We start from the raw sequence: 14,225 nt of genomic DNA, 5'->3' as shown, positions 1-14,225 counted from the left end.
CCGCGCGCATCGTGACGCCCCCACGACCTTGAAAGCTCAACTATTCTGGCCGTCATGACCAAGCGCTGGTGGATTCTCGGTGGAATCGTCGTCGTCGCGCTCCTCGCGCTCGTCGCAGGACCGTGGGTGTACGGGAACTGGATCGCGGAGGACGACGCCCCGGCCGCGTCGGTGTCCACGGAAGGCGCACAGACGGCGCAGGGCGACGTCAACGGTCAGTGGACCGTGGTCGCGGGCGCGGAGCCCAACAAGACCGCCGCCGGCTACACCGTCCACGAGATCCTCAACGGCGCCAGCGTCACCGTCGTCGGCACCACCGGCGACGTCTCCGGCTCGGCGACCGTCGAGTCCGACAAGCTCACCGCCGCCGAGGTCGTCGTGCAGGTCGCGTCCGTCAAGACCGACAGCGCCCGCCGCGACGGCCAGTTCACCGGCAACGTGATGAATGCCGCGCAGTACCCGACCGCGACCTTCACGCTCGACGGTCCGGTCGACCTGTCCGCGGTGCCCACCGACGGCACCGCAGGCACCGTCACCGCGACCGGCACCCTCACCCTCAAGGGCACTTCGCGCCCGGTCAGCGTCGACGTCGAGGTGCTGCGCTCGGGGAACGAGCTGATCGCCTCCGGTGCCATTCCCGTCACCTGGACCGACTTCGGTGTCACCCCGCCGTCGCTCGGGTTCGTCACCGTCGACGGCACCGGCACCGTCGACTTCCTGGTCAGCCTGCAGAAGTAGGCGTCCACCCGGGTGGGCCGAAGACGTAGCCGAACTTGTGCCGCCACGAGTCGGCGGCGCGCACGTCCCGGGCGATGGCCGCGTACTCGTGGCCCTGCAGGGTGAGGATGTTGTATGTGCCGACGGGTTTGGTCAGCCCGTACGTCGGCCGGTGCGTCTCCTCCCGGAAGGTGCCGAACATCCGGTCCCAGAGGATCAGGATTCCCGCGTAATTCCGGTCCAGGTACTCCGGGTCACAGCCGTGGTGGACCCGGTGGTGCGAGGGTGTGTTGAAGACGAACTCGATCGGCCGCGGTAACCGGTCGACGTGCTCGGTGTGCACCAGGAACTGGTAGACGCGGTTCGCCGAGAACCCGACGAACACCATCCACGGCGGCATCCCGAGGAGCGGCAACGGGAGCCACATCAGGATCTCGCCGCTGTCGTTCCACTTCTGCCGCAGCGCGGTCGCGAAGTTGTAGTACTCGCTCGAGTGGTGCGCCTGGTGGGTGGCCCACACGATCCGCACCCGGTGCGCGATCCGGTGATACCAGTAGAACAGCAGGTCGACGCCCACGATCAGGATCACCCACGTGTACCAGGCGTCGGGCGGCAGGTGCCACGGCGCGAGGTATGCCCAGATCGCCGCGTAGCCGACCAACGCGAGTGCCTTCCACGCCGCGCTCGTGGCGACCGACACCAGCCCCATCGAGATGCTCGTCCGCGCGTCCCGGCCCTGGTAGCCACCCTTCGGTGGGTGCGTGCGCCCGGCCTCGTCGATCTCCGGTTCGGCGAGGTAGCGGGCCGCGACCCACTCCAGCACCAGGAACAGCACGAAGAACGGGATCGCGAGCGCGACCGGGTCACGCAGCGGCTGCGGCAGAGAATTCCACAGGTCGGGCACCGAGAACATGCAAGCAGTGTGGACCCGTCGGCCGCCCGCGATCCAGGGAATGGCGGACGCAATGCGGCGGTGCCCGGTTCCCCTGGGGACAAGCCCCTGTGCAGCGCCGCCGCCGCGCCGATCCCGCCGATAGCGTGCCGGTGACGTGAGCGGAGGGGGACCGGATGGACGGGGAGATGCGCGTCGACGCCGACGCGGTGGTCGCGCTGGCGCGGGAGCTGGCGGCAGCCGCGGACGCGGTGGCCGGTGGTGATCCGGGGAGACCGGTCGGATCGGCCGCGGAGGCGCTGCCGGGATCGGACACCGCCGCCGCGCTCGCGCCGCTGTCCGCCGCCCTCACGGACGCGGTCGCGGACACCGCGCTGCGGCTCCGGGCGCTGTCCGCCGCCGCGACCGGCACGGCCGCCGGATACGCCGGCACCGACGCCGCCACCGCCGCGCGGCTCGCCGCGGAGAACCACCGGCGGCCCGCCGCCGGCGATGACTGGCGGCCCGCCGCCGGTGACCGCTGATGCGCCCGACCCTGACCCGGCTGCGCGGCTGGACCCCGGATGCGCTCACCGACTGTGCGGGCGCGCTCGACGCGGTGAGCCGGGACCATCTCGCCGCCGTCCGCGCCGCCCACGTGCGGACCCACGACACCGACTGGACGGGTGTGGCCGCAGTTGCCGCCCTCGACCGTGTCGAGCGCGAATTCCGTTCGGCGACCGAGTTTTCCGCGGCGCTGGACGACGTCGCGACCGCGCTGCGAACGGCCGCGGCCACCATCGTCGCGGCCCGCTCGACAGCGCTCGCCGTCGCGGGCGACGCTGCCGACGTGTTCGGGTTGCGCGTGAGCGACAGCGGACGGGTGACCGCGCTCGCGGCGCCGTGGCTCGCGGCCGTGCCGGCCACCGCGGTCGTCGGTGCCGCCCTCGCCGTCCTCGCGCGCATGCAGGACGCCCGGCTGTCGGCCGCGCTGGACGCCGTGGACGAGGCCGACCGAGCGGCCGCGGACGCGCTGCGACGGGGCGGGGTGGGACCGGTGTCCGAACCCGCCTTACCGGCGAACGAAGCGGTGCCCGAAGCGAACACGAGCTACTGGACGCGCCTGACCGAGGAGGAGCGCCGCGAGGTGATCGCGGCGCACCCCGGGTGGATCGGCAACCGGGACGGCATCCCGGCCGCCGCTCGTGACGCCGCGAACCGGGCCCAGCTCGCCGCCGACCGGCACGGACTCGGGCAGCGTCTCGAAGAACTTCGTGCCGCCGGTCGCTACCAGGAGTCCTTCGGCGCGGCCGGTTCCTGGGCCCGGGCCGAGATCGGGGCCGTCCGCGCCCGGCTCGACGAGATCGACGCGGTCTCACGGGCTATCGCCGATCCGGACCGGCGGCTGCTCGTCTACCGAGGCGGAGTGGAGGTGCGGGCCGCGGTCGCCATCGGGGACGTCGACAATGCCGACCACGTCGCCGCGTTCACTCCGGGCGTCAACTCGACCGTGCGTGACGACCTCGCGAGGTATGCCGAGTCGATGGAGGGGCTGCGCGGTGACGCCACGCGCCAGCTCGTCGCCGCCGATCGCGCCGACGAGACCGTCGCGGCCGTCGTCTGGATGGACTACCGTGCACCGCAAATCGATCCGGGCGATCCGGTGGGATCGGTGCGGGACGCGATCGTCGACCTCGGCGGCGCGAAGGCGGCGCGCGCCGGAGCCCAGGCACTGGCGTCGTTCTACCGCGGTCTCGCCGCGTCCCGGACGGATCCGATGCATCTGACCGCGGTCGGACACTCCTACGGGTCGACGACCACCGGGATGGCGCTGCGGCGCGGGGACACCGGGGTCGACGACGCGGTGTTCCTCGGCTCGCCCGGGCTCGGCACCGACACCGTCGCGGATCTCGGCCTGGCCCCGGGGCACGTCTACGTGGCCGAGGCGCACGGTGACCGGGTGGCCGACCTCGCGGCCTACGGGACCGACCCGAACCGTCTCTCGGGGGTCACCAATCTTTCCACGGTGGCTGCCGAGGTGGACGGCGAATCATATTCCGGTGCAACCGGACACAGTGACTACCTGAGTGCCGGGAGCACGAGCCGACACAACGTCGCCGCCGTGGTCGCGGGGCTGCCGGAGCACACGGTGGAGGGAACCGACCGCGGGGTCGCCGACCGCGTGCCCGGATCCCCGCTCGGCGACCTGCGGGAACGGGTCTTCGGCGGCGGGCGGTGACCCGGGCGGACGGCTCAGGCGTGGACCAGGGCGCGGTCGCCGGCCAGCAGGCCGCGGCGCGCGAGGATCGGACGCACACCCTCGCCGAACCAGTACGCCTCCTCGACGTGCGGGTAGCCGGACAGGATGAACTCGTCGATGCCGAGGGCGTGGTACTCCTCGATCCGGTCCGCGACCTCGGTGTGGCTGCCGACCAGGGCGGTTCCGGCGCCGCCGCGAACCAGTCCGACCCCTGCCCACAGGTTCGGGGCGATCTCCAGGTCGGCGGTGCTGCCGCCGTGCAGGGCGGTCATCCGGCGCTGTCCCTCCGACTCGGCGTTCGCGAACCGGGCGGCGGTGTCGGCGATCGCGTCGGGGTCGAGGCCGGCGAGCATCTTCTCGGTCACCGCCCATGCCTCGGCCGAGGTGTCGCGGGTGATCACGTGCAGTCGGATGCCGAATCGGATTGTCCGGCCGGCCCGTTCGGCGTGCTCGCGGACGGCGGCGATCTTGGCGGCCACCGCGTCGGGGCGTTCACCCCAGGTGAGGTAGACGTCGGCGTTCGCGCCCGCGACCGGGAGTGCAGCTGCGGATGAGCCGCCGAAGTACAACGGCGGCACCGGATTCGGCGGTGCGGAGGTCGTGGCACCAACCAGGCGGTAGTGCTCACCCGTGTAGTCGAACGGGGCCTCGCCCCACGAGCCGCGGAGCGCCTGCATGAACTCGGCGGTGCGCGCATACCGCTCGTCCTTGGTCAGCCAGTCGCCGAACTGGCGTTGCTCGGCGGAGTCGCCGCCCGTCACCACGTTGAGCAGCAGTCGTCCGCCGGACAGGCGTTGGAAGCTCGACGCCATCTGCGCGGCCAGGGTGGGGGAGATGACGCCGGGGCGGAAGGCGACGAGGAACTTCAGGCGGGTCGTCGCCGGGATCAGTGCCGCGGTCGTCAGCCAGGCGTCCTCGCAATGGGTTCCGGTCGGGGTGAGCACACCGGTGAATCCGGCCGCCTCCGCGGCGCGGGCGACCTGCGTCAGGTACTCCAGGGTGGGGGCCCGGTTGCCGGCCGTGCGCGGGTCGGCGTTCGAGGAGTTCGAGTTGTCCACGATGCCGCGGCCGTCGCCGGCGGTGGGCAGGAACCAGTGCAAATCGATGCTCATGGGGTCTTCCGATGCGGTGTGGCGGTCGGGGCCGCGCAGGAGAGCGCCGTACCCGGGAGGATCCGGTCGACGAGAGAAGAGGAGGCAGATCGATCAGCGACAGAGAGCGCCGGCGACGCGCAGGAGGTCGACGTGGCGTCGAACCGTGAGTGCGAGGTGGCCGGACATGCGCACAGGATTTCAGCGCACGACCTGTCTGTCAATCGGTTCTTGGCTATTCCATACCGAAATGGTAGGAATTGAGCTCGACTTCAGGTACAGGGAGGGACACGCGTGCACATCAGCGCGAAGGTCGACTACGCGGTGCGCACGCTCGTCGAGATCGCCGCCGCCGACACGACCACCCCCGTCAAGGCGGAGTACCTGGCCACCGCCCAGACCATCCCGCACAAATTCCTCGAAGCGGTCCTCGGCGACCTGCGACGCGCAGGCATGGTGCACAGCCGCCGCGGACCCGACGGTGGCTACTGGCTGGCCCGGCCCGCGGACGAGATCGCGGTCGCGGACGTGATCCGCACGGTCGAGGGCCCGCTGGCCTCGGTGCGGGGGGAACGGCCCGAAGAGGTCGAGTACACCGGCGCGGCCGCGCCGCTGCGGGACGTGTGGATCGCGGTCCGGGTCAACCTGCGTGCGGTGCTCGAAGCGGTCACCATCGCGGACATCGCGGTCGGCGCCCTTCCGGAGTTCGTCGACGAGCTGACGGCCGAGCCTCAGGCATGGCGCCGCCGCTGACCGACCTGCTGTGATCCGAGCGCGTCCCCCGGGCAGCAAACAAGCAGGTTGGTAGCCTCGGTCAATATGTTGTACTCACTGCTCCGGACATACCTGCGGCCGTACCGGGCCGATCTGACGGGTGTGATCGTGCTGCAGTTGATCTCCACGATGGCGTCGCTGTACCTGCCGAGCCTCAACGCGGACATCATCGACAAGGGCGTCACCAAGGGTGACACCGGTGTGGTGCTGTCCACCGGCGGCGTCATGCTGCTCATCACCGGCCTGCAGATCGCGTGCAGCATCGGCGCGGTGTACTTCGGTGCCCGCGCGGCGATGGGTCTCGGCCGTGACCTGCGCGCCGCGGTGATGTACAAGGTCGGCGACTTCTCCTCCCGGGAGGTCGGCTTCTTCGGCGCGCCGTCGCTGATCACACGCAACACCAACGACGTCCAGCAGATCCAGATGGTCGTCGTGATCTCCTGCACCATCCTGGTGGCGGCCCCGATCATGTGCATCGGCGGTGTTGTCATGTCGATCCGGCAGTCGCAGGGCCTGGCCTGGGTGCTGGCCGTCGCCGTGCCGGTCCTGGCGGTGACGATGTTCCTGGTGATCCGGAAGATGGTCCCGGAGTTTCGGTCCATGCAGGTGCGGATCGACGCGATCAACCGGGTGCTGCGTGAACAGATCACCGGCATCCGCGTGGTCCGCGCCTTCGTCCGGGAGCGGCACGAGGAAGAGCGGTTCGGCCTCGCGAACGATTCCCTCGTCTCCGTCGCGCTGCGGGTGGGCCGGCTGACGGCGTTCATGGGCCCCGCCGTGATGCTGATCGCGAACCTCACCAGCATCTCGGTGTTGTGGTTCGGTGCCCACCTGATCAACGACGGCAAGATGGAGATCGGCGCGCTGACCGCGGTGCTGTCCTACATCATGCAGATCCTGATGTCGGTGATGATGGTCACGGTGATGACGGTGCTGTTGCCGCGCGCCTCGGTGTGCGCCGAACGGATCACCGAGGTCCTCGACACCGAACCGTCCGTCACCGAACCGGAGTGGCTGCTCGAGTCCTGGCGCGAGCGCGGCATCGTCGAGATGCGCGACGTGTCCTTCGCCTTTCCCGGCGCGGACGAGCCGGTGCTCCGCAACATCAGCTTCCTCGCCGAACCGGGTATGACCACCGCGATCATCGGCGGCACCGGCGCGGGCAAGTCAACCCTGCTGAACCTGATCCCCCGACTGATAGATGTCACCGACGGCCAGGTCCGTGTCGGAGCGGCGGACGTCCGGTCGATCGCCCCGGAGCGGTTGCGCGCCTCGATCGGGCTGGTACCGCAAAAGCCGTTCCTGTTCTCCGGCACCGTCGCCACCAACCTGCGCTACGGCAACCCCGACGCGACCGATGCCCAATTGTGGCGGGCGCTCGAGGTGGCGCAGGCAGCGGACTTCGTGCGCGCCGTCCCCACCGGGCTCGACACCCCCATCGCGCAGGGCGGGACCAACCTGTCCGGGGGGCAGCGGCAGCGCATCGCGATCGCCCGCGCCCTCGTCCGCCGCGCCGAGATATACCTGTTCGACGACTCGTTCTCCGCGCTCGACCTCGGCACCGACGCCCGGCTGCGGGCGGCACTGGAGCCGGTCACCCGCGAGGCCTGCGTGATCATGGTCGCGCAGCGGGTGTCGACGATCGTCGCCGCCGATCAGATCCTGGTGCTCGACAACGGGCGGATCGTCGGCGTCGGCAGGCACGAGCAACTTCTCGACACCTGTCCCACCTATGCGGAGATCGTCGCCTCCCAGTTCACCGCACAGGAGGCGTCGTGAGTGCCGCAAAGAAGGGCGGCGCGAAGAAGGCCGCCGCCACGATCCCTGGCAAGAAGGCGCTGAACTTCTGGCCGTCGCTGCGGCGGCTGCTGCGCCGGTTGGCCCCGCACCGCTTCCAGGTGGCGGCAGTCATCGTCCTCGCCACGATCAGCGTGGTGTTCAGCGTGGTGAGCCCGAAGATCATGGGGCGCGCCACCAACATCATCTTCGACGGCATGATCGGCAGGCAGCTTCCTGCCGGTCTGACCAAGGACCAGGCCGTCGAGGCGCTGCGCGCGGAGGGGCAGGACACCTTCGCCGACATGATCTCGGGGATGGACGTCGTCCCGGGTGTCGGCATCGACTGGTCCGCGCTGACGCAGGTCCTCGTCCTGGTGCTCGTGCTGTTCCTGATGGCGTCGCTGTTCGCGTGGCTGCAGGCGTACCTGCTCAACGACGTCGTCCAGGGCACGGTCAAGCAGTTGCGCGCCGACGTCGAGGCCAAGATCCACCGGCTGCCGCTGCGCTACTTCGACACCACCCAGCGCGGCGACCTGCTCTCCCGGGTCACCAACGACATCGACAATGTCGCCCAGACGGTGAGCCAGACGGTCAACCAACTGCTCACCGCCGTGCTCACCGTGGTCGGCATCCTCGCGATGATGCTGTGGATCTCGCCGCTGCTGACGCTGATCGCGGTGCTGACGGTGCCGGCGTCGGTGGCGGTGACCGCGGTCATCGCGAAGCGTTCGCAGAAGCACTTCGTCGCCCAGTGGCAGAACACCGGCGCCCTCAACGCACAGATCGAGGAGGCCTACACCGGCCACGACCTGGTGCAGGCGTTCGGCAGGCAGCGTGAGGTCCGTGCCGCGTTCGACGAGAAGAACGGCAACCTCTACGAGTCGGGGTTCAAGGCGCAGTTCATCTCCGGTCTGGTGCAGCCGGCAGTGATGTTCCTCGGCAACCTGAACTACGTCGCGATCGCGGTGATCGGTGGCATGCGAGTGGCGTCGGGCTCGATGACCCTCGGTGACGTGCAGGCGTTCATCCAGTACTCGCGACAGTTCTCCCAGCCGATCACCCAGATCAGCTCGATGATGAACCTCATGCAGTCCGGCGTCGCCTCCGCGGAGCGGGTGTTCGAGCTGCTCGACGAACCGGAGGAGATCCCGGACCCGGAGTCCGCCGTCACCCCCCGGGTGAACCGGGGCCTGGTCGAATTCCAGGACGTGTGCTTCCGGTACAAGGAGGACCAGCCGCTGATCGAGGACCTGAACCTCATCACGCGGCCCGGCCAGATGGTCGCGATCGTGGGTCCGACCGGCGCAGGCAAGACGACGCTGGTGAACCTGGTGATGCGGTTCTACGAGGTGAACGCGGGCCGGATCCTGCTCGACGGCGCCGACATCGCGCACATGACGCGCGACGACCTGCGGTCCCGGATCGGGATGGTGCTGCAGGACACGTGGCTGTTCGGCGGCACGATCCGCGACAACATCGCCTACGGCCTGCCCGGAGCCACCGAGGAACAGATCCTGGAGGCCGCGCGGATGAGCTACGTGGACCGGTTCGTGCGGACCCTGCCGAACGGCTACGACACGATCATCGACGAGGAGGGCAACAACGTCAGCGCCGGCGAGAAGCAGCTGATCACCATCGCCCGCGCGTTCGTGGCCCAGCCGTCGATCCTGATCCTCGACGAGGCCACCAGCTCCGTCGACACCCGCACCGAGCTGCTCGTCCAGCACGCGACCGCCGCGCTGCGCAGCGACCGCACCAGCTTCGTCATCGCGCACCGGCTCTCGACCATCCGCGACGCCGACGTGATCCTCGTGATGAAGGACGGGCGCATCGTCGAGCAGGGCTCGCACACCCACCTGCTCGAGCAGGGCGGTGCGTATGCGGAGCTCTACCACAGCCAGTTCGCGGGAGCGATGAGCTGACCTTCAGTTCACCCCACCCGGTGTCGGTGCCGGGTGGAGTCGACCGTCACGCGAAGCTGCTCTTGCGAATTCGTGCGTGCACGCCCTTCACGACATCGACCACCTGGGAGATGTTGAAATCCGTTGCCGCGGAAAGATAGGCGTAGGCGTAGCGAGGGTCCATGCCGTAGCGGGCATCGAGCAGGGCGATCGCCGCCCGCACACAGTTCTGCATGGCGACATCGAGATCCTCGTCGAGACCGGTGGGGATCAGGTACTCGGTCGATTCGGCGACGGGGCCGACCAGGGCACCGAACGCGTCGACGGCCTCCTCGTGCGGGATGACGTCGAATCGGATCGTGGCGCGCAGCGATGCTTCGAGCGCGGTGAGCGCCACCTCGCCGTCGCCCTGCGCGAAGTGGGGGTCGCCGATGTAGGCGAGCCCCCCGGGCACCTGCACCGGCAGGTAGAGGGTCGAGCCGGCCGTCAACAGATTGATGTCGATGTTGCCGCCGTGCGGTCCCGGCGGCACCGAGTGCGCCCGGGTCTCGGTGTCCGTGGCCACCCCCATCGTTCCGAGGAAGGGGGCCACCGGGAACGAGGCGGCGCGCGCGTCCTCGGGCCCGAGCGGGACCCGGGCCCGCGAGGGATCGTTCTCGTCGAGTGCGGCGAACACGCTGAACACGTCACCGGACAGCGGGAACTCGCCGGGCAGCGCACCCCTGCCGTGCCGGTTGGAGATCACGCCATAGGGCACCCGGGGCAGGGTCTCGACGACCCGCATCGCCAGCACGTCCCCCGGTTGCGCCCCGCGGATCTCGATCGGACCGGTCACCACGTGCGGGCCGTCCACGCCGAAGGTGCGGGGGTATTCGCTGGCCGCGAGCGCGACGGCATCGTCGAGCACCCCCTCGACGCCATGGGCCCCGAAGAAGGCCTTGGGGTCGCGGCCCTGGTCCTCGAGGATGCCCTCGTGGCTGATCGTGTCGATCGTGACCTCGCTGCCCGAGTCGATCGAGAGTACGGCCCGATCGGTGCGGCAGGGCAGCCGACCCCACAGCACGTTGTCCAGGGTGGAGGGCAGGTAGAGGTCCGAACGAATCGGTCCCGCACCGGGATTGAGCATGGCGGTGTCGCTTTCTCGAGGGCGCCGCGCCTGCGGCCGGGGAAGTGGGTCAGTGGAAGGGGGTGATGGCGTGCCTGCGCGCGCGGATCTCCTGGCCCGCCTGCCGGGCCAGCGGGTGCAGGCTGCGCATTCCGTCGCCGACCCGCACCCCGCCGACGTAGACCCCGCGCAGGTTCCGCAGCCCGCACGCCAGGACATAGGCGTCGACCGGATTCCACAGCGGACCGACGTCCGGGGCGGTGGGGTCGACCACGACGAAGTCCGCGTACTTGCCGGGGGTGAGGCTGCCGACCCGGTCGTCGACCCCGAGGATGCGGGCCGCGCCGAGGGTCTGCATGTGCAGGACCTGCCGGATCCTGACCGCTCGGGCGTCCCGGCGGGCGGCGCGCACGCTGTAGGCGGCGATCCGCATGTTCTGCCAGGGATCGGCCAGGTCCGAGCAGGCCTGGTCGTCCAGGCCCAGTCCGATCTCGATGCCGGCCGCGAGGATCTCCGGGATCGGCGCGACGCCGGAACCGAGGCGGCCGTTGGCGGTGGCCTGCCAGCTCATCCGGGCACCGGCCCGGGCGGTGCGTGCGATCACCTCGTCGGTGGCCTGGACGAAGTGCCCGAAGATGAAGTCCGGACCAAGTGCCCCGGCCTCGTCGTACCAGGAGAATCGGTCGAGCTGGTGGTCGAGTGCTTCGGCGGTCTCCAGGAAATGTGCCTGGTTGACGATGCCGAACTCGCGCATCAGGGTCACCTCGTGCTCGGCGGCGTCCCGGTTCCGGGCCCACTGCACACCACCGAAGACGGCGGCGCCCAGCGCGAATCGCGGGTCCAGCCGGTCGAGGTACTCGACCGTCGGCCGGAACCGCTCCACGATCTCCTCGGCGGTGCCGATGTCGGAGTCCGGCCGGGTGGCGTTGACGAACCGGATGCCGGCGTCGTGCTTGGCGTCGATCTGGCGCAGGATGTACTCGACCGGCCGCAGCGACTCCGGAGCAGGCTCGGATCGCTTGCCGTCGACCATCTCCGACCACGGTTCGCGGGAATCGGTGAAGTCGAACGCGGTGGTCACCCCGGCGCCGAGGAAGTCGAGCGACCCGTGCAGGGTCGCCCAGTAGATGTCCTCGGGAGTGGCGTCCCGGGTGGCGCCCATCGTGGCACCAGCCCAGCCGTACAGGGTCTCGTCGCTGGCCACCCCGCGCAGCCCGCTGGTGAAAAGGTGGCTGTGTGAGGAGACGAAGCCCGGCGCGACGATCGCGCCCGCCGCGTCCACGCGGGCGACCTCGGGGCCGACCGCGGGCGGTGTGCCCGACCCCAGGTCGGCCACGACTCCGTCCTCGACCAGCAGCCAGCCCTCCTCGAGGTACTCCGGCAGGTCAGGGTCCACCGGGATCAGCAGCGCGTCGGCGACCAGGACGGAGGCGGAACGGGCGGTCACCGTGCGGCCTGCTCGAGGGCGGCCAGTGTGTCGGCCCAGCCTGCGGTGAACCCGAAGCACTGCCGGGTGTTGTACAGGGTTGCCTGAACACAGAATTCGGGGGAGGAGGTCGTCGCGGCCCCCTCGACGAGAACGACGTTGTAGCCCAGGCCCGCGGCGTCCATCAGGGTCGCCAGGACGCACTGGTCGACGTTCACGCCCGCCAGCAGCAGGGTGTCGACCCCGCGCAGTCGCAGCACGCTGTCGAGCTCGGTGTCGAAGAACCCGCTCATCCGGTACTTGTCGACGGCGACGTCGCCGGGCTCGACGGTCAGCTCGTCGACCACCGCGGCGCCCCAGCTGCCGCGGGTCAGCACCGCGTCGCTGCGGCCGGCCCGGTCACCGATGCCGCCGCCGGTGCCGTCGCCGTCGTAGACGTGCACGACGCCGGCGGGCAGGTTCGCCAGATCCGGCCTGTTGCCCCAGTTCACCCACGCCACAGGAACATCCGAGGAGCGGGCGGCGACGGTCAGTGCCGCGCACGGGGCGATGGCGGCGCGCGGTCCGCTGACGTCGACGCCGATCCCGGCGAGCCAGCCGTCCGGATGGCAGAAGTCGTTCTGCATGTCGATCACCACGAGTGCGGTGCGCGTCAGGTCGAGGGTGAGGGACTGCGGCAGCGCGGGCAGGTCCACCCGCACCGGCGCGGGCGGGGTGGGGTGGAGGTCCACGTGATCCGGTGTGCGGATCCAGGTTTGCATGGGGGCCATCAGAGTCCTCGGGAACGGGGGGTCGGGAAGGCGAAGGTGCTGATCTCGGTCAGCGCGTCGGCGAGCCGGTCGATCTGATGCTCCACGACCGCGCGGCCGAGCTCGGCCGACGACCTCCGCGGGTCGCCGATGACGCCGTTCTCCGGCGAGATGTCGTCGGTCGTCCAGGCCGGGGAGATTCCGTTCTCGATGGTGAGAAGCGTTGAGGCGGTGAAGAGTTCGTGGGCAGACATGCCGCCGACGACGGCGGCCTCCAGGTCGACCAGGTCGGGAGCGACGTGCATCATCATGCTGGTCTCGAGCTCGCCGGCATGGATGCCCCACTCGGCATCGGCGACGGTCACGTCCTCCGGCACGCCCAGCTGTCCGGGCATCACGTTGACCACCTGCAGACCGAACTCGACCCGGATGTCGCGGGCGAGCATCGACAGCAGGTGGGTCTGGCCGCCGTGGCCGTTGACGAACACCAGCCGGGTGAAGCCGGAGGCGTGCACCGAGCGGGCGATGTCCCGCCCGACGGCGAGCAGGGTGGCGGTGTCCAGTGACACCGTGCCGGTCCAGCCGAGGTGTTCGTTCGAGGTGCCGTAGGAGAGTGTCGGCAGCACCCAGGCCGGCGCCGTCGATCGGCTCGCACCCTCTCGTGCAATGTATTCGGCGAGAAGGGCATCGGTCCCGACCGGAAGGTGGGGGCCGTGCTGTTCCACCGCGCCGATCGGCTGTACGACGACCGCGTTCTCGCGGTCGAGGTCGTCGATTCGGGTGGTGGGCAGGTGGGCGAGAAGGGGAACGCGCGTCACACGAGCACCCGCGGAACGAAGTTCGCGAAGATCGCTGCCTTGTCCCGCTCGTCGAGGATGGTGGGGGTGCCGTTGACGACCAGGTGCTCGAATCCGTTCGCCATCGAGCCCTCGGCATCGACGGTCATGATCGTCACCGTGTAGAGGCGCTCGGTCTCGGATGCGTTGCGGATCTTGTGAACCGAACCCTTCGGCAGGATCAGGACGTCACCCTGGCGGAGGGGCACGGTGTGCTCGTCGCTGTGCGCCTGCGCCTCGCCGGACAGGACGACGAAGATCTCGACCGAGTCCGGGTGCGAGTTGTCCGGCTGGGCACCGCCGGGCTCCCAGATCTCGAAGAAGACGCTGGAGGGGGAGCCGTCCCCGGGGCCTGCGAGCGGTACCAGTTTGACGGTGTCCTCGGGCGAAATCAGGTGTGCCGTAAGGTCGTCCAGGTTCTTCAGGATGGGGGCATCAGCCACGGGATTCTCCTTCTCGCCGAGTGCGGGACGCATGGGTGCCGGCGCGCCGCTTCTCGACCGTATACGCCCTCCGGGCTGTCAGACCGCGATGTAAACGACCCGTAACACGACCTTTACCGCGGCGACGCGCGCCGCCCCGGAATGTGGTCCGGTTCACTACGCGGCGCAAGTGGTGGATGCGAAACCGATTGTGGTGAAGGGAATTAACGCAGGAAATGTCGACGTAATGCTGTGGAGAAAGTTGCGTTACAGCGTGGTTTTACGATCGGTCCC

General features: G+C 69.8%; 14 protein-coding genes. 6 read left to right on the top strand and 8 right to left on the bottom strand.

What is annotated here, in order from left to right; translation table 11 throughout:
* The first annotated feature begins 54 nt into the window (after positions 1-54).
* A complete protein-coding gene (locus ACWEPG_RS24500; RefSeq protein ID WP_450115582.1) occupies positions 55-738 on the top strand; it encodes a YceI family protein in 684 nt (227 codons plus the stop codon).
* Here the strand turns inward: ACWEPG_RS24500 and ACWEPG_RS24495 are convergent.
* Positions 722-1,630 (bottom strand): sterol desaturase family protein, encoded by a 909-nt coding sequence (locus tag ACWEPG_RS24495; protein ID WP_450115581.1) that lies wholly within the window; start codon positions 1,628-1,630, stop codon positions 722-724. The genes ACWEPG_RS24500 and ACWEPG_RS24495 overlap by 17 nt on opposite strands.
* A gap of 155 nt (positions 1,631-1,785) precedes the next feature.
* Between ACWEPG_RS24495 and ACWEPG_RS24490 the strand changes: the two genes are divergently transcribed.
* Both ACWEPG_RS24490 and ACWEPG_RS24485 read left to right on the top strand, forming a co-directional pair.
* Positions 1,786-2,133 (top strand): hypothetical protein, encoded by a 348-nt coding sequence (locus ACWEPG_RS24490; protein ID WP_450115580.1) that lies wholly within the window; start codon positions 1,786-1,788, stop codon positions 2,131-2,133.
* Positions 2,133-3,827 (top strand): alpha/beta hydrolase, encoded by a 1,695-nt coding sequence (locus ACWEPG_RS24485; protein ID WP_452595544.1) that lies wholly within the window; start codon positions 2,133-2,135, stop codon positions 3,825-3,827. Before ACWEPG_RS24490 ends, ACWEPG_RS24485 begins: the two co-directional genes overlap by 1 nt.
* Positions 3,828-3,841: 14 nt before the next feature.
* Here the strand turns inward: ACWEPG_RS24485 and ACWEPG_RS24480 are convergent, their stop codons facing one another.
* Together ACWEPG_RS24480 and ACWEPG_RS24475 are read right to left on the bottom strand one after the other, a co-directional pair.
* On the bottom strand, positions 3,842-4,960 hold the full coding sequence (locus tag ACWEPG_RS24480) for an LLM class flavin-dependent oxidoreductase (RefSeq protein WP_450115578.1): 1,119 nt from the start codon (positions 4,958-4,960) through the stop codon (positions 3,842-3,844).
* A gap of 93 nt (positions 4,961-5,053) precedes the next feature.
* Positions 5,054-5,128: a putative leader peptide gene (locus ACWEPG_RS24475; RefSeq protein ID WP_450115625.1), complete on the bottom strand. Its 75-nt coding sequence runs from the start codon at positions 5,126-5,128 to the stop codon at positions 5,054-5,056.
* Positions 5,129-5,233: 105 nt separating this feature from the next.
* Here ACWEPG_RS24475 and ACWEPG_RS24470 point away from each other — a divergent pair, with 105 nt between their 5' ends.
* The 3 genes from ACWEPG_RS24470 (at position 5,234) to ACWEPG_RS24460 (ending at position 9,414) form a co-directional block, all read left to right on the top strand.
* Positions 5,234-5,692, top strand: coding sequence for an RrF2 family transcriptional regulator (locus tag ACWEPG_RS24470; RefSeq protein WP_450115577.1), 459 nt, complete (start codon positions 5,234-5,236; stop codon positions 5,690-5,692).
* 66 nt (positions 5,693-5,758) lie between these two features.
* Positions 5,759-7,492, top strand: a complete 1,734-nt coding sequence (locus ACWEPG_RS24465; RefSeq protein ID WP_452595543.1) for an ABC transporter ATP-binding protein — start codon at positions 5,759-5,761, stop codon at positions 7,490-7,492.
* Entirely contained in the window at positions 7,489-9,414 is a 1,926-nt protein-coding gene (locus tag ACWEPG_RS24460) for an ABC transporter ATP-binding protein (RefSeq protein ID WP_452595542.1), read from the top strand. Before ACWEPG_RS24465 ends, ACWEPG_RS24460 begins: the two co-directional genes overlap by 4 nt.
* A 46-nt stretch (positions 9,415-9,460) precedes the next feature.
* Here ACWEPG_RS24460 and ACWEPG_RS24455 read toward each other — a convergent pair whose 3' ends face one another.
* From ACWEPG_RS24455 to ACWEPG_RS24435, 5 genes are read right to left on the bottom strand one after another with little or no spacing between them, the layout of a single operon-like run.
* On the bottom strand, positions 9,461-10,519 hold the full coding sequence (locus ACWEPG_RS24455) for an acetamidase/formamidase family protein (protein ID WP_452595541.1): 1,059 nt from the start codon (positions 10,517-10,519) through the stop codon (positions 9,461-9,463).
* Positions 10,520-10,568: 49 nt separating this feature from the next.
* The gene (locus ACWEPG_RS24450) at positions 10,569-11,945 is read right to left on the bottom strand and encodes an amidohydrolase family protein (protein WP_452595540.1); all 1,377 of its coding nucleotides are present in this window, start codon (positions 11,943-11,945) and stop codon (positions 10,569-10,571) included.
* The gene (locus ACWEPG_RS24445) at positions 11,942-12,694 is read right to left on the bottom strand and encodes a cysteine hydrolase family protein (protein WP_452595539.1); all 753 of its coding nucleotides are present in this window, start codon (positions 12,692-12,694) and stop codon (positions 11,942-11,944) included. Before ACWEPG_RS24445 ends, ACWEPG_RS24450 begins: the two co-directional genes overlap by 4 nt.
* Positions 12,694-13,491 carry a creatininase family protein gene (locus ACWEPG_RS24440; protein WP_452595538.1) on the bottom strand — a complete coding sequence of 266 codons (798 nt, stop codon included), beginning with the start codon at positions 13,489-13,491 and terminating at the stop codon, positions 12,694-12,696. Before ACWEPG_RS24440 ends, ACWEPG_RS24445 begins: the two co-directional genes overlap by 1 nt.
* The gene (locus tag ACWEPG_RS24435; protein ID WP_452595537.1) at positions 13,488-13,952 is read right to left on the bottom strand and encodes a cupin domain-containing protein; all 465 of its coding nucleotides are present in this window, start codon (positions 13,950-13,952) and stop codon (positions 13,488-13,490) included. Before ACWEPG_RS24435 ends, ACWEPG_RS24440 begins: the two co-directional genes overlap by 4 nt.
* Between the last annotated feature and the right edge of the window lie 273 nt (positions 13,953-14,225).

This window comes from Rhodococcus sp. NPDC004095 (assembly GCF_053604015.1).
This window is presented reverse-complemented; position numbering and strand designations above follow the sequence as displayed.